The sequence below is a fragment of the Dactylosporangium sp. CA-139066 genome (genome assembly GCF_050936175.1).
GTDB lineage: Bacteria > Actinomycetota > Actinomycetes > Mycobacteriales > Micromonosporaceae > Dactylosporangium.
Genome location: NZ_JBNJNH010000001.1, coordinates 5,525,125 through 5,541,174, shown reverse-complemented (window position 1 = coordinate 5,541,174; position 16,050 = coordinate 5,525,125). Strand labels below are relative to the sequence as shown.

Sequence of the window (16,050 nt, the reverse complement as noted above, 5' to 3'; positions counted from 1 at the left end):
CGCGAGGACCGGCGGAAGCCGCGAGGACCGGCGGAAGCCGCGAGGACCGGCGGGGCTGCTACTCGGCCTCGCGCAGTTCTGCCAAACGGGCCTCGATCTCCGCCAGCTCCGCCCGCAGCCGCTCCGCCTGCGTCTCCGCCTCCGCCCGGGCCGCGGCGACGATCTCCTCGACCGCCTCGTGCACGCCCGGCACGTCGAGCATCGCGACCATCTTCAATGCCTCGCCGGCCTTGATGACATACGGCTTCGCGAGGGCCTTCGCCCCCTGGTTCGCGGCCACCGTCCACTCACCGTCGGCGTAGGCCAGGGTCACTGTGAGACCAGCGGGGGCCTTCGGCTTCGGCGCGGCCTTCTTCGCCGGGGGCCGGCTCGACGACTTGGACTCGGTGTCGCCCTTGGCCGGCTCGCCCGCGGCGTCAGCCTCGGACGAAGCCGCGGCCGCGGCCGCAGCCGTCGCCGCAGGTGCCGGCGTCGCGGGGGCGGGGGAGGGAGGCGCGGCGGGGGAGTCGGACGCCGCCGGCGCGGCGTCGGCGGGCGAGGCGGTGACGGAAGGGGCTGGCACGGGACTCTCCTCACGAGGTGCGGGAACGGCGGGGGCGCGCTTGACCGGCGCGGTCTTCGGCGCGATCGCCAGGTCGGCGGGGGAGAAGGGCAGCTCGTCGCGGCCGAAGCGGACCACGACCCACTCGTCGGACAGCTCCGGGTCCGTCAACGCGACGACCTGGCCCAGCTGCCCGGCGATCTGTCCGGCCTGCTCCGTGAACACGACCTTCGGTTTCCGGCCGGCCGCGACGGTGTCCCGGATCTGCTCCAGATCCACCGTCGACAAGCCCTTGGCCGCGGTCCGCGCGGCAACCATCGCACCCTCCAACCCGCTGAATCGAACATGTGTCGGAACAGTCATACCAGCCACCTATGACATTTTCCGAGTCCGACACACCGTACGGCGGTCAGGGCAGCTCGTCGATCTCCGCCTGCGGGTCCAGGGTGCGCAGCATCTCCGCCCGGTCCGTCACAATTGCCCACCCGGGCCGCGCCTGCGCCCGCCGGACCACGTGCGCCGCCGCGACCAGCGCCGGGCCGCCCTCGCCGCCGAACAGCACACCGCTGTCCACGGCGTCGGCCGCGGTCAGGTCGTCGACGACCACCACCGGCAGCGCCAGCAGCACCTTCAGCACGTCGTAGTCCTTCGGCGACGTCTGCGCCCACGCCTCGGCCAGCGCCGCCGCCGGCACGGCCAGCACCACGCCCTGGTCGACGGCGTGCCACACGATCGCCGACGAGTACGGCTTGCCCGCCACGAACCCCAGGATCGCCGAGCTGTCCAGGATCCGGCCCCCGACCGCGGTCACGACACCGGCCCGCTGGCCGGCGCCACCCCCAGCACCTCACGCGCCCACGCGTGGTGCTCCGGGTCCAGCCGCACGCCCCGGGACGCGTACAGCTCGTTGAGCGTCAGCAGGGCCCGGTCCCGGGCCAGCCGGCCCCGCACCGCCTCGGCCACGTACGCCGACACCGATTCCGCCCCGCCCGCATCCACGAACCGCCGCACCGCCGCGGCGTCGTCGGCGGGCATGGTCACCGTGACCCGCTCCTTGCGCACCTCACGCATACGCACAGGGTAGCGGCCGCATACGCCGCTCACCTAGCGTCGTGTCACCCGGCCGGAGGACATTCGTCACGACCAGCGCCGTTCCGGCCCGGCTGTCCGAAGATCCGCAACCGAACTGTCCGTTGCCAACCAAAGCAACGTAGTTGATTCCGGCTGACCTGCGGTGCCTCAGATTGATCGGCAACGCAGGAGTTCGCTTTGCCAATCAATCTGAGGCAAGTCGCAGCGCAAGCAACGCAACCGGGCGCGGTCGCCGGTCCAGGTTCTCTGGTCACGCAGCGTATTGGCCCGTAGGGGTCGGGCCGCGCGTCGCATGCGGCATGAGCGTGCGCCGTGCTCGGTTGGTCCTGGCGTGACCAAGCGCGATATGAACGGCATGGAAGTCGTTTGAGCGGAGGCGATGATGGACGTGTTGCACTGGTCGGGTGGCCGGAACGTGCGGGACCTGGGTGGTCGGGCGTTGCGCGCCGGTGGCTGCACGGCGTTCGGGAAGGTGTTCCGTTCGGCGGCGCCAGAGCACCTGACCGATGCAGGGTGGGCTGCGGCGAAGGCGGCGGGCGTGCGCACGGTGGTGGACCTGCGCAACGCACCGGCTGAGACGCAGCGGCGAGCAGAGCATCCGATCATCAGCGCCGAGTCGCTGCAGGGCCTGGTCTTCGTGCCGGCGCCGACCGAAGACCCTGATGACACCGAGTTCCTCCGGGTCTGCGGGCCGTTCCTGGATCATCCGCGCTGCTGGGCCGACAATACCCGGCTTGCCCCCGACCGGATCTCCGCCGCGCTGCGCGCGGTCGCCCGGGCAGACGGGGCAGTGCTCGTGCACTGCGCGGGAGGCCGGGACCGCACCGGCATGATCTCCGCGATGCTGTTGCACATCGCCGGCGCGACGGACCACGCCATCATCGATGACTACGCGGCCGGGTGGCGTGGCGCAGCGGCGCATGCCGGGCACGCCTGGGTCTATGACCCCGGCCAGGGCAACTGGCGCGAGCACCAGCAGGAGCCGACAGCCGCGGAGGACGTGGAACGTCAGTTGACGGACAGGACGCCCGCTCTGCGCGAGTGGATCGCGACGTTCGACGCGACCGACCTGTTGGCTCCCGACGAGCTGCGCGCGATCAGAGCGCTGCTCACCCCTGCTGCTCCGTAGGCAGCGCACGGATGCCTCAACTCAAGTGGCAATGCCTCAGGAGTACCCCCGCGGATGTTCGATAATGCACATTATGTCAACTAGACCGGGTCGGCCTACATCGCCGGCCGGTAGAAGAAGGTGCGGCGGCGGGCGATCAGCCCGCCGCGGAACTCGAACCAGTCGGCGAAGATCTCGTTGAGCGGCACCCCGGCGTGGGACATGCCGGCGAAACGGCCCCAGCAGAACCCCTGCCCGCCGGCGGCGACGCACCGGTCGACGTGGTGGCGGCCGGCGGAGACGATGCAGCGGCGCCGGTAGAACGCGACGAACGCGTCGGCGCCCTCGATCGGCGGGCAGCCGGGCCGGTGGTAGACGACGTCGCCGGTCACCAGGCCGGCCAGGCCCGCCCAGTCCCGCCGGTCGATCACGGTCAGCAGGTCGGCCATCAGCCCCGGCTCGTCGCCCATGCTCCTATGACACGGCGCGCGGGGCGGCCGGTCAACGCCCAGCAGGTCGATGTTTACACCCGGAAACGGGACCGTAACCGGGCGCGGGCGCGGCAGACTGAGTGGACGGGTGGTGTGCGCCGGCCGTCGGCGTGCCGGCGCCCACCACCCTCCTCACGGCCTGGCCTGCGGGCGACGGACAGCTGCCGGCGTTCAGGCGGCCGTGTCGACGTGGCTGCGGTCGCCGGCGGCGGCCTGCTGCGTCTGCGCGGACTCCTCGGCGGGCTGGGCGGTGCGGGAGGCGGCGAACGCCATGATGAACGACCAGGGCGGCACGGCGCCGGTGGCGTTGGTGACGGCGCCGGTCGGTGACAGGTGGTAGCCGGTCGCGCCGGCGATGGCGGCGCGGTCGCCGGGGGTGAGCTTGCTCAGCACCTGCTGTGAGGCCGGTAGCCCGCCCTTCGGCGGGGGCTGGACGGCGTCGACCGCGGGGCTGTCGGCCTGTTTCGGCGGCGCCGCCGGCGGTTGCTGTGCCGGCGTGCTCGCCGACAGTTGTCGAATCTCCATGTACGGCCTCCCGAAGCGTCCGTGCTCCAAGCTGATCTTCGTCTACATGACAGCATTTGCGCAGGTGAACGGGCAGCCAGGTGGTTGGTGCGGACAATATCGGCCGTTCGGCGGACGCGGATCCCAGGCGTCGCAGCGGCCACCCTAGACTCGGCGGGTGGATGCGCCCGACATCGCCGGAACCCTGCGCGCGCTGCGTGAGCAGCGGCCGGATCTCGCCGCCGATTTCGCTGCGGCGGTACCGCGGGCCAGGGCCGCCGTCCTCACCCGTCTGTGGGGTGCGTTGTGGCGGGAGGGGATCGTCGATCCGGGCCGTCTCGGCGGTGCTCCCCCGCCGCTGTTCGGGCCGGTCGTGTCCCGGGTGGTGGCCGACGGTGCCGAGCACGACGACCCGGGCGGGCTCGCCGCCGCGCTCGGCCTGGGCGGGCCGCTGCGGGTGGAGCTCGACAACAGTGTCGCGAACCTGGCGCTGGCGTTGACCGCTCCCCCGTCGCCGGGGACGGGGCTGGCCGACGCGGAGCAGTCCATCGTGGACGGTCATCCGCTGCATCCGTGCTGCCGTACGCGGATCGGGATGTCGACGGCGGACGTGCTGGCGTACGCGCCGGAGCATCATCCGGTGGTGCCGCTGCGGGTGGTGGAGACCGACCCGCGGCGGTGGCGTACGGCGGGGGTGCCGGTGCCGCCGCGGTTCCCGGTGCATCCGTGGCAGCTGCCGCGGGCCCTGGCCTCGGGCCTGGTCGCGGACACGGGGGTGGAGGTGCCGGCGCGGCCGCTGATGTCGTTGCGGACCCTGGAGGTGCTCGGCGGGGAGTGGGCGGGCCGGCATGTGAAGACCGCGGTCGAGGTGCAGATGACCAGTGCGGTGCGGACGCTGTCGGAGCCGGCGATCGTGAACGGGCCGCCGGCGTCGCAGCTGGTGGCGGAGCTGTCCCGCGGTACACCCGGAATCCAGGTGCTGCGGGAACGTTCCGCCGGGACGGTGCTGTCCGCGGGTGGCGAGCCGCAGCGGGCGCTCGGCGCGGTCTGGCGCGACGCGCCGCCGGCGACGGCGGTGGTGCTGCCGGCGGCGCTGCTCCCCCACCGGCCGGACCTGCTCACCCCCGCGTTCTTCGCGGCGCTGGTGGAGGTGATGCTGCCGCCGCTGCTGGGGCTGCTGCGCGCCGGGGTGGCGCTGGAGGCGCACGGGCAGAACCTGCTGGTGGAGGTGGCCGGGGGCCGGCCGGTGGGGCTGTACTACCGGGACCTGGGCGGTATCCACGTCCACCCGGACCGGCTGCGGGCGGCGGGGCATGCGATGCCGGCGCTGATCGGGGCGCTGCCGACCCGCGACGACGACGCGCTGCGCACGAAGCTGCTCGCGTCGGCGTTCACGACCGTGCTGGGCAGTCTCGTCGCCGCCGTCGGCGACCCGGGGCTGTGGCGGCAGGTGGCGGCGGTCGTGCGGGACAGTGCCGGCGGGGCGGACCGGGCGGCGCTGTTCGGGGCGGCGTGGCCGGTGAAGGCGACGACGGCGATGCGGCTGGCCGCGGACCCGCTCACCGACCGGTGGTGTGCGGTACCGAATCCACTGCTCTTCTGATCTCGGCGATGACGGCCGGCCACAGCGGCCGCGGCGGGACCTCGTGTCCCATGCCGGGCAGCGGGACGAGGCGGGCGCCGGGGATGGCGGCGGCGAGGGCCCGGCCGTGTTCGAGGGGGAACAGCGGGTCTTCGGTGCCGTGCAGCACGACGGTGGGGGCGGTGATGTCGCCGGTGCGGCCGGTGAGGGGGCGGCCGTCGGCGACGGCGTAGTGGTTGGTGTGGGCGGCGGCGAGGTCGGTGGTGCGGTCGAAGACCCGCCGCGCGAGGTCGCGGACCTCGTCGGGTGCGGCGGTGACGGTACCGGCACAGGCGGCGATGTCGGCGGTGATGTGCTCGACGGCGGCGTCGCGGTCGTGCCAGTCCGGCGGCGGTGCGCTGAACCGGTCGCGGATGCGGTCGGTGGGCGGCGGGAGCCCGTCGGGTCCGCCGGCGGCGAAGGTGGTGTCGATGAGGGTGAGCGACGCGACCCGGCCGGGGTGTTCGATCGCGATCCGCTGTGCGATGGCGCCGCCCATGGACAGCCCGACGAGGTGCAGGGGGCCGTCGGCGAGGGTGAGGACGTCGTCGGCGAGGTCGGCGGCGGTGTAGCCGGGCCGGCCGGGCGGGCTGGACGGGGACTGCCCGGTGTCGCGGTGGTCGTAGCGGATCACGGTGGTGCGGGTGGCGGCGGCGAGGGCGGTGCAGAAGTCGGGGTGCCACCAGTCCATCGACGACGCGGCCCCGCCGATCAGCACGATCGGCGGGGCGCCGGGTGTTGCGGGCGTACCGTACGTTTCGCTGCACAGCATGCCCCGGTTGTACTACACCTTCCCGAAGATCGCCGTGAACAGCACTTCGTTGATGTCGAACGCGGTCTTCGACGTGTAGAGGGCGCCGCCGGAGGCGCGGGAGATGTCCTGCAGGGCGGCGAAGTCGGCGTCGTTGCCGTAGCCGACGGTGACGATCGGGACCTTCTTGTCGGTGCCGGCGTTCGCTTCGAGCTTGCCGCGCAGCTGCTCGAGGGTGAGCCCGCCGGTGGTGTCGTCGTTCTTGCCGTCGGTCATGAGCACGACGAGGTTGGTGGCGCCGGGCTTGTAGCTGTCGACGACGGCCTGCTGGGCGGCGGCGGCGGTGTCGTAGAGGCCGGTGTCGCCGATCGCGGTGAGCTTGTCGATCGCGGCGAGCATCTGGTCGCGGCGGGTCTTTCCCGACACCTGGTCGCCGACCCGGCCGACGGGTACGAGCTGCTTGTAGTCCTGGTTGCCGGCCTGTCTGGTGGAGAAGACCCACAGGCCGGCCTGGACGTCGGCGTCGAAGAGGGCGACGGCGGCGTGCGCGGCGTCCTTGGCCAGCTGCATGCGGGTCTTGCCGGTGCCGGGTACCTGCTCGTTCATGGAGCCGGACACGTCGAGGACCAGCAGTACGTTGGTGGGGCGGGTCAGCGCCGTCCAGGTGTCCATCGACTGTTTCACCGACTCGGGCAGCAGCACGGCCCGCGGGACGGTCTTGATCCGGGCGGAGAACGTGTTGCCGGCCAGGACTGGGCCGCCGACGCGGTTGGGGTCGCGGAACCCGGCGTCGAGGAACACCTTGCGGCCTTCGGGTCCGCGGATGTAGGCCAGGAACGCCTTGGCGACGTCCTGTTTGTCCTTCTTCGCCCACGGGGCCTCGAGGATGAGGTAGGGGTTGTCGGCGTCGGCGCTGCCGTTGGACGGGTACACGGCGACGAGCGGGGTGTGCGGGTTGGCCTTGTTGTAGGTCAGCACGTCCTGTTCGAGGGCGGGGAACGCGGACACGTACTGCAGTCCCTGGTCGGCGCCCTGCTTGTCGGCGTTGCCGAGGCCGGTGAGCAGCTGGGCGGTGGTGTCGGTGTACACGGCCCGTTCGGATTTGAGCTTGGCGAGGGTGGCCTGTTCGTCGGGGGTGACCTCGCCGTCGTCGTTGCCGTCGAGGATCGCCATGAGGGCGAGCAGGCCGGCGGTGGACTGCAGCGGGTCGCTCATCCCGAACTTGAACGTGCCCCATTCCGGTTTGTTGTACTTCGCCCAGCCCTGCGGGTCCGCCGCCACCTTGTTGATCATGTCTTGCCAGGAGATCTCGCCGTCGGGCCAGCCGAGGGCCTCGGCCATCGGCTTGGGCATGGCGAGCACGGACGGGGTGCGGGCGAGGCTGGGCTGCAGGTCGGGCATCATCCGCTCGGCGATCGCGGCGGTGGAGGCGCGGCGCACCCAGGCGGTGGAGTCCGGTACCCACACGTCCGGCGCGGTTCCGGTCTTGCTGTCCCATTCGCTGCCGAGGGCCTGGGCCATGACCGCGGTGTCGCGGGCGGAGACGGTGACGTGGGCGCACTGCCCCGCGACGGCCGGGTCGGTGCCGGACCACTTCGTCGCCAGCCCCTCCAGGAGGGTGGCGGTGGCCGGGGACGCGACGACGTTCGCGGTGATCGAGCCGCTGCAGGAGTTCGCGGTGAGGCGGTTCGCGGCGTAGGCGCCGCCGGCGCCGACGAGCACGACGGCGAGCCCGCCGATGATCCACGGGGTGAATCGGAAACGGCGCTGAGCTGGGCTGCGGCGGTGTGACCGCACATCTGCCCGGTCGGCCGGGTGGGCCATGGGTGTGCCTCCGGGGGTGGGAAGTCGGCACAGTTTAGGCCCTCGTCAAGTGGGGTCCACGCGGCCCCGGCATACCCTTTGACCCGTGACGATCCGACCCATCCGGATTCTTGGCGATCCGGTCCTGCGGACCCCGGCCGAGCCGGTGACCTCCTTCGATGCGCAGCTGCGCGGCCTGGTCCGCGACCTGCTCGACACGCTGACCGGGGAGCCGGGCCGGGCCGGGGTCGCCGCGCCGCAGATCGGTGTGCCGGCCCGGGTGTTCGTGTACGCCGCGGGCGGGGTCTCCGGGCATCTGGTCAACCCGCGCATCACCGCCCGCGCCGGCGTGCAGGACGGCGACGAGGGCTGCCTGTCGGTGCCCGGGCTGGCGTTCCCGACGCCGCGGGCGTGGGAGGTGAGCGCCGAGGGCTTCGACGAGCACGGCGAGCCGGTGACGGTCACCGGCACCGGGTTCCTCGCGCGGGCGTTGCAGCACGAGACCGACCATCTCGACGGCACCCTGTACTTCGACCATCTCACCGGCGAGGTGCGCCGCCAGGCGGTGCGGGCGATCCGCTCGACGTTCTCGCCCCGCTGACGGGTTCAGCCTCCCCCGCTCGGCGCGTTCAGCCGAGCACGGTGAACCGGGGGTGGTCGAGCTTGAGGAAGTCGTGGTGGGCGACCTCCCAGCCGTAGGCGCCGGTCCGCGCGAACAGCAGCACGTCGCCGGCGCGCAGCCGCTCGACGGGTTCGTCGCGGGCCAGCACGTCGCGGGGGTTGCACTGCTCCCCCGCGACCGTCACCGCCGCGTCCTCGACCCCGGGTCGTTCGTGCCCGTACGGCCAGTGCTCGACGGGCAGGACCGTGAACGGGTGGCTGTACCCCCAGGAGGCCGGCAGCCGGAAGTGGTGGGTGCCGCCGCGGATGACGGCGAACCATCGCCCGTGGCTGCGTTTGACGTCGGCGACCTCGGCCGCGTACCAGCCGGCCTCGGCGGCCACGAACCGGCCCGGCTCGACGATCAGCCGCCCGGGCGCGACCCTACGTTCGATCTTGAGAGCGGCGAGGTCGAACCGGGCGGCGCCGGTGACGTCCACGCCGAACCCGCCGCCGGCATTCACCCATGGCCGCGGTACCCCGAGTGCCTCCCCCGCCGCGTCCGCCCACGCGACGCAGTCGTCGATGTACGCCCCGTGCGCGGCGGCGTCGAGGTTGTTCGACACGGCGTGCAGGTGGAACCCTTCGACGGTGTGCCCGCGGCGGCGGGCGTCGGCGACGGCGCCGGCGAGGTCGTCCTCGGCGAGCCCGAACTGCGTCGGCTCCCCCGTCATCCGGTGCGTGCCCGGCAGCGCGGCGTGGGCCCGGTTGACCCGCAGGCAGATCCGCGCCGGCCCCGGGATCCGCGCCAGCTCGTGGCGGCTCTCGACGTTGATGACCGCCCCCGCCGCCACGGCCCGGCCCAGCGCGTCGTCGGACTTCGCCGGCCCGCTGAACAGCACCAGCTTGCCGGCCCGGGCCGCGTCCAGGTCGCCGCCGGAGGCGACCGCGAGCTCCCCGCCGGAGGCGACCTCGAGCCCGTCGCCGGCGTCGAGGGCGGCGGCGACGACCGCGGGGTGGCCGTTCGCCTTCATCGCGTACGCAATCCGGGTCCCCTCGGGCAGCGCCGCCCGCAGCGCGGCGATGCGTGCACGCACGACGCGCAGGTCGTAGACGTAGGCGGGCAGCGGCCCGTCCAGCGCCGCGGCGACGACACGTGGGCTCGGTGACACGGCACTTCCGTTCGAGGGTTCCGGCGACGCGCGTTAGGCTCACGGCGATGCGCCTCATCGACGCCCGCGACCCGATCGCGTTGTGGCAGTACGCGGAACGGTATCTCGGGGTCGGGACCCGCACGTACAGCCCCTACGCCGCGGACCTGGACATCGCCGACGAGTTCCACCCGCAGCGGGGCGCGGCGAGTTTCGAGCTCCCGACGTTCCGCGTCCCGGCCGGCGCCGGCCAGTACCGCCGCGCCGCGCCGCGCTCGCCGCTGCACGGGTTGTACTCTTCGCCGGACGGTTTCCTGCTGCCGGTGCACCCGAACACCCTGGACAGCCCGGACCTGTTCGGCGCCGCGCAGCTGCGCGACCTGGAGCCCGGACCGGCGCTGACGGTGGTCCCGTCCGCGAACGCCCGCACCGTGTTCGTCACCGCCGCCGACGGCACCCCGGTCGAGCCGCACTTCGTGAAGCTGCACTACCCGCGCCGCCTGTCCCGGTTCACCCGCCGCCTGCGCCGCCCGGTGATCGAGCTGCAGCTGTGGGTGTCCGACGAGCTGCTGCGCGTCGGCACGCCGATCCTGCCGGAGGTCGGCGGCGCCTGGTTCGACCCCGCCGGCGCCCTCGGCGAGGAGGCGTGGGGCTACCTGGTCCGCGCCGCCCGCCCGCTGTCGCCGGCCCCCGCGTGGACGGTGCCGCTGTTCGCCCTGTACGGCCACGACGTCCACGCCCCCGGCGACCCCCCGCTGCTGGTCCAGCTGGTCGAGTCGTCCGGCGAGGACCCCACCGACTACGTGGCACAGCGCATCGTGGCCCCGATGGTCGCCCTGTGGTCCTCGACGGCGAGGTCGACGGGCTGCCCGCTGGAGACCCACGGCCAGAACACCCTGTTCACGTTCGACGTGACCACGAACCGGACAAAAGTGATTTACCGGGACTGTGCGATCTACGTCGACAGCGCCGCCCGCGCCGCCGCGTCCCTGCCGGGCGGCCTCCCCCCGGCGAACGTCATCCCCCGCGACGTCCCGCTCGCCGCGGACGAGGTGTTCAGCCTGACGTACGACAGCTTCATGGGCCACCACGCCCTGTCGTACATCGCCGCGCTGGCCGCGGAGCGCTGGAACGTCCGCGAGGAGTCCCTGCACAAGGCCGCCCGGTCGGCGTTCACCACCCCGGACCTACTCCCACCGTCGGTCTTCTACTACGACAACGTCCTGCGCGACGACGGCGACTGGAAGCTCGTCGACACCGGCGAACCCCCGGTGTGGCGCTGACCCGTCGTCCTGGGCCGCCCGCTGGTGGCGCCGGTCGCGTCGGCGAACTGTGGCGCTGACCCCGCACCGTGTTCGTCACCGCGGCCGCCGGTGCCGCCTCCCCCGGATCGCGTGACGGGCGCAGTAGGGTCGTACCGGTGATCGTCGTGCACGGCCTGGTGACCGCGGACGGAAGGCTGGCCTGCTGGGCCGAGACCACCGACCACGCCGACACCCCTTCCACCCGCGACACCGCACCCACCCGTGACGTCCCGCCCGGCCCGGACGTCTCGTCCGGCTGGGACACCGCGGCCGCCGACGGCAGCTCGTCGGGCGCGGGCGCGGCCGGACGAGACACCGCGGCCGCCGACGGCGCCTCGTCCGGCGCGGACATCGCGCCCGGCGCGGGCGCGGTGGCGAGCCCGGGCCGCTCGGACCGCTCGGACGGCCCGGACGTGGGCGGCCACGTGGCCGGCGGGACGCCGTCGCCGCGGCACCCGTTCGCGGTGCTGCCGCCGCTGCCCGGCACGGTCGCCACGGCCGACCTGGTGCTCCCGTCGACCCCGGCCCGCCCGGCCGCCTCCCCCGAACTCGCCGAACACCTCCCGAAGCGCCCCGGTACCGCCGCCCGTCCGCAGCCCCGCCGCCAGTCCCGCTGGACGGTCCCGATCGTCATCCTCCCCCCGGCAATCGACCCGGAAACCCTGCTCTCCACCACCCCGGACGCCCGCCCGGGCTCGTCGATCGGCTACCTCGCCGACGTGACGATGTTCGCCACCTCCCTCGTCGACCGCGGCCGCGTCCTGCCGACCGTGACCACGCAGCCCCGTCCCCTCCGCGCCGCCCAACGCCCGGCGGCACCCACGCCCGCGGTGGCCGTGCCGGCGGCACGGTGGCGCCCGGCCCTGTGGGGCGCGGACGCCGCCACGTTCGACGCCCTGTGCCGCGCGATGCCCGGCGTGGCCGCGGCCGCCGGTTCGTGGTCGACGGCGGAGGCGACCACGGCCGCCGTGCACGCGGCGGTCGACGCCCTGGTACGGACCCGCCTGCGCCACCGCCCCGTGCTCCGGGAGGGTCAGGTCCGCCACGACACCGTCGTACGCTCCTGGCTCGCCGCCCTCACCACCTCCGACGCCCGCCTCCGCACCGCCCCGACCACCTCCACACCCGCCGCCATCGCCTGGCCCGAGCCACCCACCGACGGCCCGGCCACCGAGACCACCCGCCCGTCACGGGCCGGATCGTCGCCCGCAGCCCTCTCGGCCCCCGACGCCGCGGGACCCTGGGCCACCGAAACGCCCGACCTCGAGCCGCCCGGCAGCGCGAACGCCCCCGGCGCAGGCGACGAGTGCGCTGCCGCCGACCACCGCGCGCCCCGGCTCGAGCCCAAGGCGCAGCCGGCCGACCGCACGACTACTCACGGCGGAGGCGACGCCCCCGCTGCCGCCAGCGACCGCTCCGGGCTGCAGCCGCACGACAGCGATCGAGCGCGCGGCCCACATGGTGGGCCGGCCACCGCTGGCCACCGCACGATCCGCCCAGCCGCCGCCGCAATGCTCACCGGCGCGGCGTCCCCGACGACGCCCGACGCGACCGCGTTCCCCGGTGGCGCGGCGGCGAGCGACGGGTCGTTGCCGATCGCCGACGGGCCCGAGGTGGAGCGGCTGCGTGAGGTCGTCGAACGGTGGGCCGACAGCGGGCGGCCCGCGGCCGTGCGCACCTGCTTCCGCCTCACCTACATCGACGACCCCGACGACGACCAGGACGACGCCCCGGACGGCACCGGCACCGTCGCCGAGGCCGCCCAGGACGGCGCCGTCGCCCTCGCTGGTGCTTATGCCCGGACCGCTGCCGGTGCCCCCGACCGCGCCAACGGCGGAGAGGCCGACCGCGACGGGCGCGAGAGTGACGGCTGGGGCCAGAGTGACCGCTGGGGCGACGGCGACGAGCTGGAGGACGGCGGGCCGGACGGTGACGGCTACCGCGACGGAAGGGGCTACCGCGACCGGCCGGAAGGCGGCGGCCACCGTGACGGGCGTGGCGATGGCGACCGGCCGCAGGGTGGCGGCTACGGCGGCGCGGACAGCGATGGCGGGGGCTCGTGGCTTGTCGAGTTTCTGCTGCAGCCCGCCGACGAGCCGGGGCTGCTCGTCCCGGCCGCCGACGTGTGGCGCGATGGCAGCTCGCCGCTGTTTCGGTGGGTGGACTATCCGCAGGACGTGCTGCTGGCGGACCTGGGGCGGGCGAGCCGGCTGTGGCCGGATCTCGACGATGCGCTGCACGTGGCGCGGCCGGAGCTGGTGCGGCTGGACACGGCCGGCGCCTACCGGTTTCTGCAGCATGCGTCGCTGCTGCACGACGCCGGGTTCGGGGTGCTGCTGCCGGCGCAGTGGCAGCGGCGGCAGGAGCTCGGGCTGACGTTGACGGTGCGGGCGCGGCAGCCGGCGGCGCCGGTGCTGCGGGACACGACCACGAACCGCAACGCGATCTTCGCCTACCGGTGGGGGCTCGCGATCGGCGACGAGTTCCTGTCCAAGGCCGATTTGACGGCGCTGGCCCGGGCGAAGGTGCCGCTGGTGCGGCTGCGCGGGCGGTGGGTGCACCTGGACCGGGAACGGCTCGCGGCCGGGCTGGCGTTTCTGCGCCGGGGCGGCACCGGTGAGATCACCGCCGGTGAGGCGATCCGGCTGACCCGGCTCGTCCCGGACGGGGACCTGCCGTTGCCGGTCACCGGCGTCGACGGCTCCGGGTGGCTGGCCGACCTGCTCACCGGCCGGGCCGTGGAGCGCCTGGAGCTGCTGGACCCGCCCCGGTCCCTGACCGCGACGCTGCGGCCGTATCAGCGGCGGGGCCTGTCGTGGCTGGCGTTCCTGGACTCTCTCGGCGTCGGTGCGCTGCTCGCCGACGACATGGGGCTGGGCAAGACGGTGCAGCTGCTGGCGCTTGAGGCGCTGCTGCGGGAGCGGGGGAAGCGGCCGCCGACGCTGATCGTGTGCCCGCTGTCGGTGCTGGGCAACTGGCGCCGCGAGATCGAGCGGTTCACGCCCGGCCTGCGCGTCGTCGTCCACCACGGCAGCGCCCGGCCGGGCCGGGGAGGCACCGCGGACTTCGCCGGCGCTGACCTGGTGCTCACCACGTATCAGGTGGCGACCCGCGACGTCGACACGCTGGCCGGGGTCGGCTGGGACCGGGTGGTGCTCGACGAGGCGCAGCACGTGAAGAACGCGACCGGGGTCACCGCGCGGGCGGTGCGGCGGCTCCCGGCCCGGCACCGGGTCGCGCTGACCGGTACCCCGGTCGAGAACCGGCTCACCGAGCTGTGGTCGATCGCCGACTTCCTCAACCCGGGCCTGCTGGGCGAGGCGAGCATCTTCCGGGCCCGGTACTCTGTGCCGATCGAGCGGTGGGGCGACGCCGACGCGGCCCGCCGGCTGCGCCGGGTGACGCGGCCGTTCCTGCTGCGGCGGGTGAAGACCGACCGGGCGGTGATCGCGGACCTTCCGGAGAAGTTCGAACGCCGCCAGTGGTGCAACCTGACCCTGGAACAGGCGACGCTCTACAAGGCCGTCGTCAACGAGCTGTTCGTGAAGCTGCGTGAGGGCCGGGCCGGGCCGCAGCGCAAGGGCCTGGTGCTGTCGGCGATGACGAAGCTCAAGCAGGTGTGCAACCATCCGGCGCACCTGATGGGTGACGGCACCCCGCTGCCGGGCCGCTCCGGCAAGCTCGCCCGGCTCGAGGAGATCCTCGCCGCCGCCCGGGAGGCCGGCGACCGGGCGCTCGTCTTCACGCAGTTCGCCCGTTTCGGGCACCTGCTCGTCCCGCATCTGGCGGAGCGTCTGGCCACGCCGGTGGAGTTTCTGCACGGCGGTACACCCAAAGGCGCCCGCGACCGGATGGTCGAACGCTTCCAGTCCGGCGCCGGCCCGGGGGTGCTGCTGGTGTCGCTGAAGGCCGGGGGCACGGGCCTGAACCTGACCGCGGCGAACCACGTCGTGCACGTCGACCGGTGGTGGAACCCGGCCGCGGAGGCGCAGGCGACCGACCGCGCGTTCCGCATCGGGCAGCGTCGCGACGTGCAGGTCCACACGTTTGTGTGCATCGGCACGATCGAGGAGCGGGTCGAGCACATCATGGCCGGGAAACGGGGCCTGGCCGGGGTCGCGGTCGGCTCCGGCGAGGGCTGGCTGACCGGCCTGTCGACCGACGACCTGCTTGAGCTGATGTCGCTGTCGCCGGAGGCGGTCGAGGATGCCTGAACGCAGATGGTCGGACCAGTTCATCGTCATGCTGGAATCGTTGCGGATGGGTACGACATTTTCGCAGGGGCGCCGCTACGCCCGCGCCGGGCAGGTACGCTCCGTGACGATCTCCACCAGTATTGTGACGGCGTTGGTCGTGGACGACGACGGTGAGACGTACCGGGCTAGGATCGGCGTCAAGGCGTACACCGCCGCCGACTGGACCCGCATCGAACGTGCCCTGGCCGGCGAGGCGATCCACGCCGCGAAGCTGCTCGCCGGGCACCTGCCCGACGACCTCGACACGATCCTCGCCGGGTTCGGCCTGTCGCTGTTCCCGCAGAGCCTGTCCGACATCGTCCTGGACTGCACCTGCCCCGGCTGGCACAAGCCGTGCCGGCACCTCACCGCCGCCTGCTACGTCCTAGCGGAGGAGTTCGACGCCGACCCGTTCGCGATCCTCGCCTGGCGGGGCCGCGGCCGCGACGAGCTGCTGCACGCACTGCGCTCCCACCGCGTCTCCGCGCTGGGACACATCGCCCGCGACCAGCGCCCGGACCCGGCCGGAACCCCAAACCCCACAAGCGCCGGATCCGGTACCTTCTGGGCCGCCGGTCCACGCATCACCCCGCCCGACCCGTCGGTCCCCGGGTCCGTCCACCGCGGCGACGCGATCCTCGAGCAGCTCGACCCGCTCCCCCTCACCGTCGGCCGGTTCGACGTCACCGACCTGCTCCGTGGCGCCTATCACACGTTCACCGACAGCAACGGCGGGTTGCGGGGCGGCCGCGCCGGCCGCTAACGTCGATGGCAGCGGCATCACGAACGCCGTTGTCAGGGCCGAGAGGCGCTGCGACGGACCCGGCGCTTCCGCCACTTCCTTGTGGT

14 protein-coding genes are annotated in these 16,050 nt (G+C 73.7%); 6 read left to right on the top strand and 8 right to left on the bottom strand.

Annotated features, from left to right (window positions below; translation table 11 throughout):
- Positions 1-58 precede the first annotated feature (58 nt).
- From ACQEVU_RS25360 to ACQEVU_RS25350, 3 genes are all read right to left on the bottom strand, one after another.
- On the bottom strand, positions 59-859 hold the full coding sequence (locus ACQEVU_RS25360; RefSeq protein WP_433327638.1) for a hypothetical protein: 801 nt from the start codon (positions 857-859) through the stop codon (positions 59-61).
- 91 nt (positions 860-950) lie between these two features.
- Positions 951-1,352 carry a hypothetical protein gene (locus tag ACQEVU_RS25355; protein WP_433327636.1) on the bottom strand — a complete coding sequence of 134 codons (402 nt, stop codon included), beginning with the start codon at positions 1,350-1,352 and terminating at the stop codon, positions 951-953.
- Positions 1,349-1,612 (bottom strand): ribbon-helix-helix domain-containing protein, encoded by a 264-nt coding sequence (locus tag ACQEVU_RS25350; protein WP_433327634.1) that lies wholly within the window; start codon positions 1,610-1,612, stop codon positions 1,349-1,351. Before ACQEVU_RS25350 ends, ACQEVU_RS25355 begins: the two co-directional genes overlap by 4 nt.
- A gap of 400 nt (positions 1,613-2,012) precedes the next feature.
- Here ACQEVU_RS25350 and ACQEVU_RS25345 point away from each other — a divergent pair, with 400 nt between their 5' ends.
- Positions 2,013-2,762 carry a tyrosine-protein phosphatase gene (locus ACQEVU_RS25345; protein ID WP_433327633.1) on the top strand — a complete coding sequence of 250 codons (750 nt, stop codon included), beginning with the start codon at positions 2,013-2,015 and terminating at the stop codon, positions 2,760-2,762.
- Positions 2,763-2,857: 95 nt separating this feature from the next.
- On the opposite strand, the gene ACQEVU_RS25340 is transcribed toward ACQEVU_RS25345, so the two are convergent.
- The gene (locus tag ACQEVU_RS25340; RefSeq protein WP_433327631.1) at positions 2,858-3,211 is read right to left on the bottom strand and encodes a nuclear transport factor 2 family protein; all 354 of its coding nucleotides are present in this window, start codon (positions 3,209-3,211) and stop codon (positions 2,858-2,860) included.
- Positions 3,212-3,403: 192 nt separating this feature from the next.
- A complete protein-coding gene (locus tag ACQEVU_RS25335; protein WP_433327629.1) occupies positions 3,404-3,757 on the bottom strand; it encodes a hypothetical protein in 354 nt (117 codons plus the stop codon).
- A 157-nt stretch (positions 3,758-3,914) separates the two neighbouring features.
- Here ACQEVU_RS25335 and ACQEVU_RS25330 point away from each other — a divergent pair, with 157 nt between their 5' ends.
- Positions 3,915-5,339 (top strand): IucA/IucC family protein, encoded by a 1,425-nt coding sequence (locus ACQEVU_RS25330; RefSeq protein ID WP_433327627.1) that lies wholly within the window; start codon positions 3,915-3,917, stop codon positions 5,337-5,339.
- Here ACQEVU_RS25330 and ACQEVU_RS25325 read toward each other — a convergent pair.
- A complete protein-coding gene (locus tag ACQEVU_RS25325; RefSeq protein ID WP_433327625.1) occupies positions 5,296-6,129 on the bottom strand; it encodes an alpha/beta fold hydrolase in 834 nt (277 codons plus the stop codon). The two genes, ACQEVU_RS25330 and ACQEVU_RS25325, sit on opposite strands and share 44 nt — an antisense overlap.
- Positions 6,130-6,141: 12 nt before the next feature.
- A complete protein-coding gene (locus tag ACQEVU_RS25320) occupies positions 6,142-7,932 on the bottom strand; it encodes a substrate-binding and VWA domain-containing protein (protein ID WP_433327623.1) in 1,791 nt (596 codons plus the stop codon).
- 85 nt (positions 7,933-8,017) lie between these two features.
- On the opposite strand from ACQEVU_RS25320, the gene def reads away from it, so the two are divergent.
- Complete coding sequence (def, locus tag ACQEVU_RS25315; RefSeq protein ID WP_433327621.1) at positions 8,018-8,512, top strand: peptide deformylase; 495 nt, start codon at positions 8,018-8,020, stop codon at positions 8,510-8,512.
- A 28-nt stretch (positions 8,513-8,540) separates the two neighbouring features.
- On the opposite strand, the gene ACQEVU_RS25310 is transcribed toward def, so the two are convergent.
- The gene (locus ACQEVU_RS25310) at positions 8,541-9,683 is read right to left on the bottom strand and encodes a type III PLP-dependent enzyme (protein ID WP_433327619.1); all 1,143 of its coding nucleotides are present in this window, start codon (positions 9,681-9,683) and stop codon (positions 8,541-8,543) included.
- A gap of 47 nt (positions 9,684-9,730) precedes the next feature.
- On the opposite strand from ACQEVU_RS25310, the gene ACQEVU_RS25305 reads away from it, so the two are divergent.
- The 3 genes from ACQEVU_RS25305 to ACQEVU_RS25295 all read left to right on the top strand — a co-directional run bounded on the left by ACQEVU_RS25305 (position 9,731) and on the right by ACQEVU_RS25295 (position 15,964).
- A complete protein-coding gene (locus ACQEVU_RS25305) occupies positions 9,731-10,945 on the top strand; it encodes a hypothetical protein (RefSeq protein WP_433327617.1) in 1,215 nt (404 codons plus the stop codon).
- Between the two features lie 137 nt (positions 10,946-11,082).
- Positions 11,083-15,180, top strand: a complete 4,098-nt coding sequence (locus ACQEVU_RS25300) for an SNF2-related protein (RefSeq protein WP_433327615.1) — start codon at positions 11,083-11,085, stop codon at positions 15,178-15,180.
- Positions 15,173-15,964 (top strand): hypothetical protein, encoded by a 792-nt coding sequence (locus tag ACQEVU_RS25295; protein WP_433327613.1) that lies wholly within the window; start codon positions 15,173-15,175, stop codon positions 15,962-15,964. Before ACQEVU_RS25300 ends, ACQEVU_RS25295 begins: the two co-directional genes overlap by 8 nt.
- Positions 15,965-16,050: the final 86 nt, after the last annotated feature.